We start from the raw sequence: 6,594 nt of genomic DNA on the forward strand, positions 1-6,594 counted from the left end.
CTCGCGACAGAGGCGTCCAAACTCGTCGGTTGCAGCGTCCTGTGAAGATCGGCTGTGTGGCGTACGGTGGATCACGCGTGGGGTTCAAACCCGCAGCTTCGCGTTTACGACGCCGATGTCCGTCGCCACGCACGCGCGTGGCCGGCGACGCGTTTCCGCGAGTTTTCCTTCGTGCACACCGCGCAGGCCTGCTTGCCGGCCGTGTCGTCCCGATCACGGGAGACCACCGATGACTTCGTTCTACTCGCCCCGCCATGAAAACGGCCGTTCTGCTGCCGTTCTCGCTCCGGAACATCCCAGCGAGCTGGGGTTCTACGCCCAGCCTCTCGGACCCGCGTCGCCGACGCGGGTCCGGGAACACACCGTGGCGACCGATCTGCTGATTCTCAGCGTGTCCGGCGATCTCGACGCGCTGACCGCGCCGCTGCTTGAGAGGAACCTCTCCCAGCCTCTGCCCGTCGCCACGGTGCTCGACCTGTCTCAGGTCGGCTTCCTCGGCGCGGCCGGTCTCCGAGTGCTGGCCGCCGCGGCGACCGCGGCGAGGGCCCAACATCGCCGGATCGGCCTCGTGATCGGCTCCGCACAGGTGCAGAGGATCGTGCGGCTGTTCGACCTCGATCTGCGCGTGCCGGTGTATCCAGCGGTGACGGACGCGGTCCGGGCGCTGACGTAGGCCGGGGGGTGAACGATCATGACCGCACCCGGACCGGAGCCACAGGACTCTCCCGGCCTGGAGCCAGGCGGATCCGTGTCGCCCGGCGACACTCCTCCCGACGCCGGACAGACCTCCGGCCTGTCCCATCCGCAACCGATCCCGTCGCGCAAACCCGCTGTCATCACGCTCATCGTGATCGGGATCGTCGTCGTGGGCGTCGCCGGGTTCTTCGTGCTACGCGCTCTGGACTTGTTCTGAGCGAACCGATCGAATGCCTTGGAAGAGTCATGACCGCGATCACCGATACAGCTACGCCAGACCATTTGGTGGTGACCCATGCCGATCGGCCGTAGGACGCGGGTGCGGATCGAACCGGGCGGACCCCTCTTGGTCGAGGGGCCCGTCGAGATCGTCGCGCCGGACGGCGAAACGGTCACGTCCGATCGGTTCGTGGTCGCGCTCTGCGCCTGTCGCCGCAGCAAGAGCTACCCGTTCTGCGACACCAGTCACCGCCGCCGGTCACGGCAAGGGGTGCAGCGGCCTGAGAAGTGAGGACTCACCGGCCGACCAAGTGCCGAGCAGGTGCTCGGTCAGCCGGTTCTCCAGCAGGGTGGTGGCCTGGATACCCAACACGATGTCCTCGGCCAGCTCGGGTTCCCGCTCCAGCAGATCGCCGATCACGTCATGCCTCATCACCTGTTCGTGGACGGCGTCGGCCTCGATGTGCTCGGTGTAGAAGTAACGGCATTCGGCCGCTCCGCCCAGCCGTCGCAACGCCTCGTCCATCCGCCGGGCCGACGGCGCGGTGGTGATCTCGGTACTGGCGAAATGCCCGACGAGTGCACCGCGAAGGCCGCGGTGCAGACCGAACAGCGACATCATGTTCACCGTCGCCAGGGTGTGGGCGGGAACATGATCGAGGTAGGCGAGGTAACCCGGCGAAAGCCCGGCTCCGGTCAGCAGGTCGGCGAACAGTTTTGCATGGGCCTGAGCGGCCCGTCCGCCGCCGAACTCGTCGAATTCGACGGCCACCAACGCCGCTTTGGCCCGCCCTCGCAGCCGCGGGATCACCCACGCGTGGGGATCGGCTTCCTTGAGGTGGTAGATCGACCGGTGGGCGAAGTACTCCTCGACCTGCCACCACTCGCCTTCGTCACGTAGGAAGTGTGAGACATCTTCGCCTTCGACCGGTTCGACCAGCAGTTCGTCGAGCAGGGTCGCCACGTCGTCCCCGCCGGGCACGGCCATGCGGATCCCGTCGAGGAAGGCCCGTTCCAGCGTGGCCCGGAAACCGAGCAGGTGCTGATCCCACTCCCAGCCGTCGTCCACTCCGGCGAAGCCCTGGTAATGGAGTTCGTAGCAGACGTGCAACGCCAGCTGCAGATCCTCACCGAACGGATCGGCGCCTAGGGCGGCGTCCAGGTCGAAATCGTCGCGGCGGTCACCCGTCAGTGTGTCCACCACGGCGGTCGAGAGCGGGCCGCGGGCCTCCGGCAGCGTCGCGGCTGTCATGCGGTCGATCGTCGTCATGCTCGTGGAATACCCGGTTCACGGGCGTGGAACCGTTGCTCGCTTTGCAGGCGCCGGTAGCTGGTGACCTGCGGACTGTGCCCAGCACATCGCCGAGCTTTGAGCGCCAGCGCGCGTGAAAGCCCCCTTCGCTCGGCTGTGTCCTTGGAACAATGGCCGAGTGAAGGGGGCCTTCACGGGAGATCAGGTCGTGCGGTCCTCCAGCGCGTCCCGGATCTTGTCGATGAACGCCGTCCCCGGCGCCAGGATCCGGTTGGCGGGCGGGTGGTCGGGAGCGGCGGGATGCGGCCGGGTCGGCGCGATCTCCTTGGCCCGCAACACCTTCTCGCCCAACTCCCGCAGGTCTTCCGGCGAACAGGCCGCCTGCAGCTTCGGCAGCAGGTCGCTCTCTTCCTCTTCGATGTGATGCCGGACGTCCTCGATCAGCTTGCCGACCAGCTCGTCGAACCGTTCGTCCTTCGGCTCCAGGCCGATGAGGTCCTTCATCACCCGCTCGGCTTCGGCGTGTTCTTCGAGCTCGTGGCCGACGACGTCGTCGCCGTTCGCGATGTGCTTCCGCGCGGCGGGATACATGTGCTGTTCCTCCGCGACCGAATGCCGGACCAGTTCCGCGATCACGTGGTCCGCGAGGTCTTTGCGATGCCGGTCACCGCCCTTGCCGGACTCGAGCTCCTTGAAGATCCGTTCGAAGGCCCGGTGATCTTCGGTGATCACCGAGACGAGGTCGTGTTTCGTGGTGGTGGTCATGGACAACTCCTGTCCGTGGTCGTCAGTTCGGCAACCCACGGGTACCCGCCGTTCGCGGTTCAATCACCCGGATTCGTCGGTTGCCTGATGCGGCGCGCCGACGGGTTTGGACTCCGGGGAACCGCGCTGACGCAGGTACACGCTGAACACCGCCATCGAACCGATGGCGAGGAATTCCGACTGCCAGTTCTGGAGTGTGCGGTTCCAGAAATCCGAGGACGCCAGATAGCCGAACCACGACACCGGATCGCCGAATTCGGCGAGCTGCTCGGCGTTGTAGGCGCTCATCCCGGCGACGGATTGGGCGAGCCAGGAAAGCAGGAAGAGGCCCAGCATCACCAGGCCGAGTGACACCGAGAAGAGCCCTGTCCGCCAGCCACCCGCACGGACCCACTTCGGCGAGTCTGCCGTCTTGTGCTGTCCGACCTGCTGTTCTTCGTCCGTTTCCAGGCCTGCTCGGCCGGCGGGTTTCGATTCGGGTGAACCCCGTTGCAAAAGCCACACGGTCGCGAACACGTACAGGAAGAACTGGAGGTATTCCGACTGCCAGTTTTCGGCGACGTCGACGGCGAAAGTCGCGGACGTCACGTAGTCGAACAGGCCGACGGGTTCGGCGGCGTGGCTGAGCCGCCCGTCGTTGTAGTCGGCCAGGCCGGCCAGCGCCTGCCCCGCGAGACTCAGCAGGAACAGCAGCCCGAAGACCAGCGAGAGCGCGTTGTCACGAAGAAAGCGCCGCATCATTCCGCCCCTCACCGGTGCAGCAGGCCCAGCAGGACGCAATAGCCGAGCACGGCCACCACGAAGACGAGGTAGACGGTGAACACCGGGCGCGCTCTCATGGCCCGCCCACCAGGCAGTCGTAGACCTGTTCGTTGCGGTGGTGGCAGCCGGCGCCCGTGATCAGCCAGCCGCTGGAGGACTCGTGCAGGAAAAGGGTGTCGCGGGCGGTCTTCACCTGAGCTTCTTCGCTCCAGACCGAGGCCGCTTCCGGTGTTCCGCCTGGGACTTTCGCCGCCGCCAGACCACGTTCGCAGGTTTCCGGCGCCCAGGATTCCCGCGCCCGGGGCGCCAGCAAAGCGCATGCCGAACGGTGGTCACCCGACGCGACAGCGCCGAGGAACCGTCCGGCTGCCTCCTTCACCGGCTCTTGCCCGCTCGCTCCGGTACACCCGGCGAGCACCAGGCAAGCGCCGAACACCAGCGCCTTGACGATCACGGACGGCGGATACCCCGCCGTCCGGTCGCCTACACTTCGCTGTCGATCATGAGGCGGGGTACTGGTTTTCCCGCAGCAGTTTCGCCAGGTGGACGGCGTTGGCCGCCAGTGTCGAGTTGGTCGACTCGACCGCTTCGGGTGTTTCTTCCAGGTCGTTGTAGTCGCCGCCCTTCATCGCTTCGCCATTCCAGTAGGTTCCGCCCTGCGCGGGCACCGTGAACCCGGTGTCGTTGAGGGCCTGAAACAGGTCGGCGGTGATCTTGTGCGCGCCGTCCTCGTTGCCGACGACGGCGGTGACGCCGACCTTGCCGAACGTCGTGGGCCTGCCTTCATCGTCCGTTTCGGACAGTTCGGCGTCGAGCCGTTCCAGGACGCGTTGCGCCACACTGGACATGTGGCCGACCCAGGTCGGCGTCGAGATCAGCAGGATGTCGGCGGCCTGGATCTTGCGGCGGATCTCGGGCCAGGCGTCGCCTTCGCCCATGTCCGCTTCCACACCCGGCTTGATGTCGTGGTCGACCACGCGCACGAGTTCACCGGTGGCGCCGTGTTCGGCCAGCTTGTCGAGAAGCTGCTGGGCGATCAGGGCGCTGCTCGACGGCGCGGGTGACGGTTTCAGCGAGCAGACCAGCGCGAGTGCCTTCAAGGGCTGGGTCATCGTGTCCTCCTGTCCATGCCCGCTGGCTACCCGGGCGATGATCGCCGGAAACCCGGCTACCAGACAAGAAGATCCACGACGTCCTCCGCACGTCGCCGCTTCTCGAATCGCGCCCGTTGACGGTCGGCGCCGCCGCCTCCGGTGACCAAGCGGGCGCAGCCGTCGCGCACGAAATCGAGGTCGCCGGTCTCTTCGAGGGCTCCGGCGGCGAAGGTGACGACGTCGTCGAGCACGTCGCTCGCCGGGGCGAGTTCGCCGGTCCGGAAATGTGGGCAGCGGCCGGAGAGTCCTTCCCGCGACGCGCGCCAGATCTGGGCCCGTAAGACCTCATTGGACAGGTTCGCGGCGCGCCCCTCCGCAGCGAGGATCGTGCCGACCAGCCCGCGGATCAGCACCCCGAACAGGACCGCCTCGCCGGGAGTGGCCGCGACGTCGGCGAACCGGAACTCCACGGTCGGCTGGCCCTCGGAGAGCCTTACGTCCCAATAGACCATCGCGCGGTCGAGGATGGCGCCCGCGCGGAGCCAGGCGTCGACGATGCTTTCGTAGTGGTCCAGCGAGCCGAACCTCGGCGGCGAACCGGCCGAAGGCCAGCGGCTCCACTGCTGGTAGCGCCAGCTCGCGTACCCGGTGTCGTAGCCGTCGCAGATCGCGGAATTGGCGGTCACGGTCAGCAGCACGGGCAGGAACGGCCGGACGTGGTCGATCACCCGGATCCCGGTCTCCCGGTCGGGGATGGCGATGTGGACGTGGCAGCCGCAGGTGTGCGACGTCCGCGCGGTCGCCCCGAAGTGCTCGGACATCCGTTCGTAGCGCGGATTCGGCGTGATGGCGGGCAGACTCGTCTCTGCCAGCGGCGCGCAGCCGCTGGGCAGCAGGCGGCAGTCCCGCCGGGCGGCGGTCCGGGCCAGTTCCGCCCGCAGCGTCGTCAGCTGACGCTCGGCCTCGTCGTGGGTCGTGCAGATGCCGGTGGCTGACTCGGCCTGGGACCGGGTGAGTTCCTGCTGGAGTTCGCCTTCGTCCTCGTCCGCGGCCTCCACGACGGCGGCACCAGCCTGGGAAAGACGGCCGTCCCGGCCCACCACGAAGAACTCCTCCTCGACCCCGAAAGTGAGCACGTCGTCATTCACAACCGCGCATACCCCGGGCCTTCCCGGCACAAACGCGGTATCCGCAGGTCGCGGAGGTTCGAGTGCATGAACCTGACTCGAAGATCGTCGCCGCCGCGGCAGGGCGGGATTCGGTGACGAGCCGCCGGAACGCGTCGTAGTTCCCCGTTTCCAGCGCGTCGGTCAGCGCGGACGCGGCGGAATTCACCTCGTCCAAGTCTCCCCGCACCGAGTACTCGTTCGATCGCCTGCGCGGACTGCTTGGACGAACCGGGCGACCCGGGCCGCGGCCGGGGCGATGGTCTTGCCGCCGAGGTAGCAGACGACGATGAGGTCTTCGCCGGAGTGGTTTTCGATGGCGATCGCCCAGCCGTGGACTTCGTCCCAGAGCAGGGCTACGTCCCGGTCGGGGTGGCCGGGGAGCCTGCCGTCGAGGGCGATGTAGGCCGAGACGGGGCTGTCGTTGTCGACGGTGCAGGATTCGAGACCGATCCCCAGGGCGTGGGTGACTTCGGCGAGGTAGTCCCAGAGGGCGGAGTGTCGGGCCGGCGCGGTGAGCGACGCGGTCACCAGGATGTCCTTTCTTCGACGACTGCCCGTGGTGGGACCGGTGATCGGCCGGTCCCACCACGGACACGGCGCTCAGGCCTGGATTTCCTTGCGATCGGTCTCGGAGCCG

At 67.4% G+C, this 6,594-nt stretch carries 10 protein-coding genes; 3 read left to right on the forward strand and 7 right to left on the reverse strand.

Annotated elements, in window-relative coordinates:
- Positions 1-229: 229 nt before the first annotated feature.
- The 3 genes from IE302_RS30045 (at position 230) to IE302_RS30055 (ending at position 1,207) form a co-directional block, all read left to right on the forward strand.
- Positions 230-673, forward strand: a complete 444-nt coding sequence (locus IE302_RS30045; RefSeq protein WP_191257775.1) for an STAS domain-containing protein — start codon at positions 230-232, stop codon at positions 671-673.
- An 18-nt stretch (positions 674-691) separates the two neighbouring features.
- Positions 692-913 (forward strand): DUF6480 family protein, encoded by a 222-nt coding sequence (locus tag IE302_RS30050; RefSeq protein WP_191257776.1) that lies wholly within the window; start codon positions 692-694, stop codon positions 911-913.
- Positions 914-991: 78 nt separating this feature from the next.
- Complete coding sequence (locus tag IE302_RS30055; protein WP_191257777.1) at positions 992-1,207, forward strand: CDGSH iron-sulfur domain-containing protein; 216 nt, start codon at positions 992-994, stop codon at positions 1,205-1,207.
- Here the strand turns inward: IE302_RS30055 and IE302_RS30060 are convergent.
- From IE302_RS30060 to IE302_RS30090, 7 genes are all read right to left on the reverse strand, one after another.
- Positions 1,175-2,185 (reverse strand): iron-containing redox enzyme family protein, encoded by a 1,011-nt coding sequence (locus IE302_RS30060; RefSeq protein ID WP_191257778.1) that lies wholly within the window; start codon positions 2,183-2,185, stop codon positions 1,175-1,177. The genes IE302_RS30055 and IE302_RS30060 overlap by 33 nt on opposite strands.
- Positions 2,186-2,368: 183 nt before the next feature.
- Positions 2,369-2,932 carry a hemerythrin domain-containing protein gene (locus tag IE302_RS30065; protein ID WP_191257779.1) on the reverse strand — a complete coding sequence of 188 codons (564 nt, stop codon included), beginning with the start codon at positions 2,930-2,932 and terminating at the stop codon, positions 2,369-2,371.
- 63 nt (positions 2,933-2,995) lie between these two features.
- Positions 2,996-3,670, reverse strand: coding sequence for a DUF6766 family protein (locus IE302_RS30070; protein WP_191257780.1), 675 nt, complete (start codon positions 3,668-3,670; stop codon positions 2,996-2,998).
- Positions 3,671-3,767: 97 nt separating this feature from the next.
- Positions 3,768-4,148, reverse strand: coding sequence for a hypothetical protein (locus IE302_RS30075; protein ID WP_191257781.1), 381 nt, complete (start codon positions 4,146-4,148; stop codon positions 3,768-3,770).
- 46 nt (positions 4,149-4,194) lie between these two features.
- A complete protein-coding gene (locus IE302_RS30080) occupies positions 4,195-4,806 on the reverse strand; it encodes a flavodoxin family protein (RefSeq protein WP_191257782.1) in 612 nt (203 codons plus the stop codon).
- Positions 4,807-4,862: 56 nt separating this feature from the next.
- Positions 4,863-5,936 carry a carboxylate-amine ligase gene (locus IE302_RS30085; protein ID WP_191257783.1) on the reverse strand — a complete coding sequence of 358 codons (1,074 nt, stop codon included), beginning with the start codon at positions 5,934-5,936 and terminating at the stop codon, positions 4,863-4,865.
- A gap of 183 nt (positions 5,937-6,119) precedes the next feature.
- On the reverse strand, positions 6,120-6,485 hold the full coding sequence (locus tag IE302_RS30090; protein ID WP_229908015.1) for a DUF6292 family protein: 366 nt from the start codon (positions 6,483-6,485) through the stop codon (positions 6,120-6,122).
- Positions 6,486-6,594: the final 109 nt, after the last annotated feature.

Origin of the sequence: Amycolatopsis oliviviridis, from assembly GCF_014654365.1 — a bacterium.
Lineage (GTDB): Bacteria > Actinomycetota > Actinomycetes > Mycobacteriales > Pseudonocardiaceae > Amycolatopsis > Amycolatopsis oliviviridis.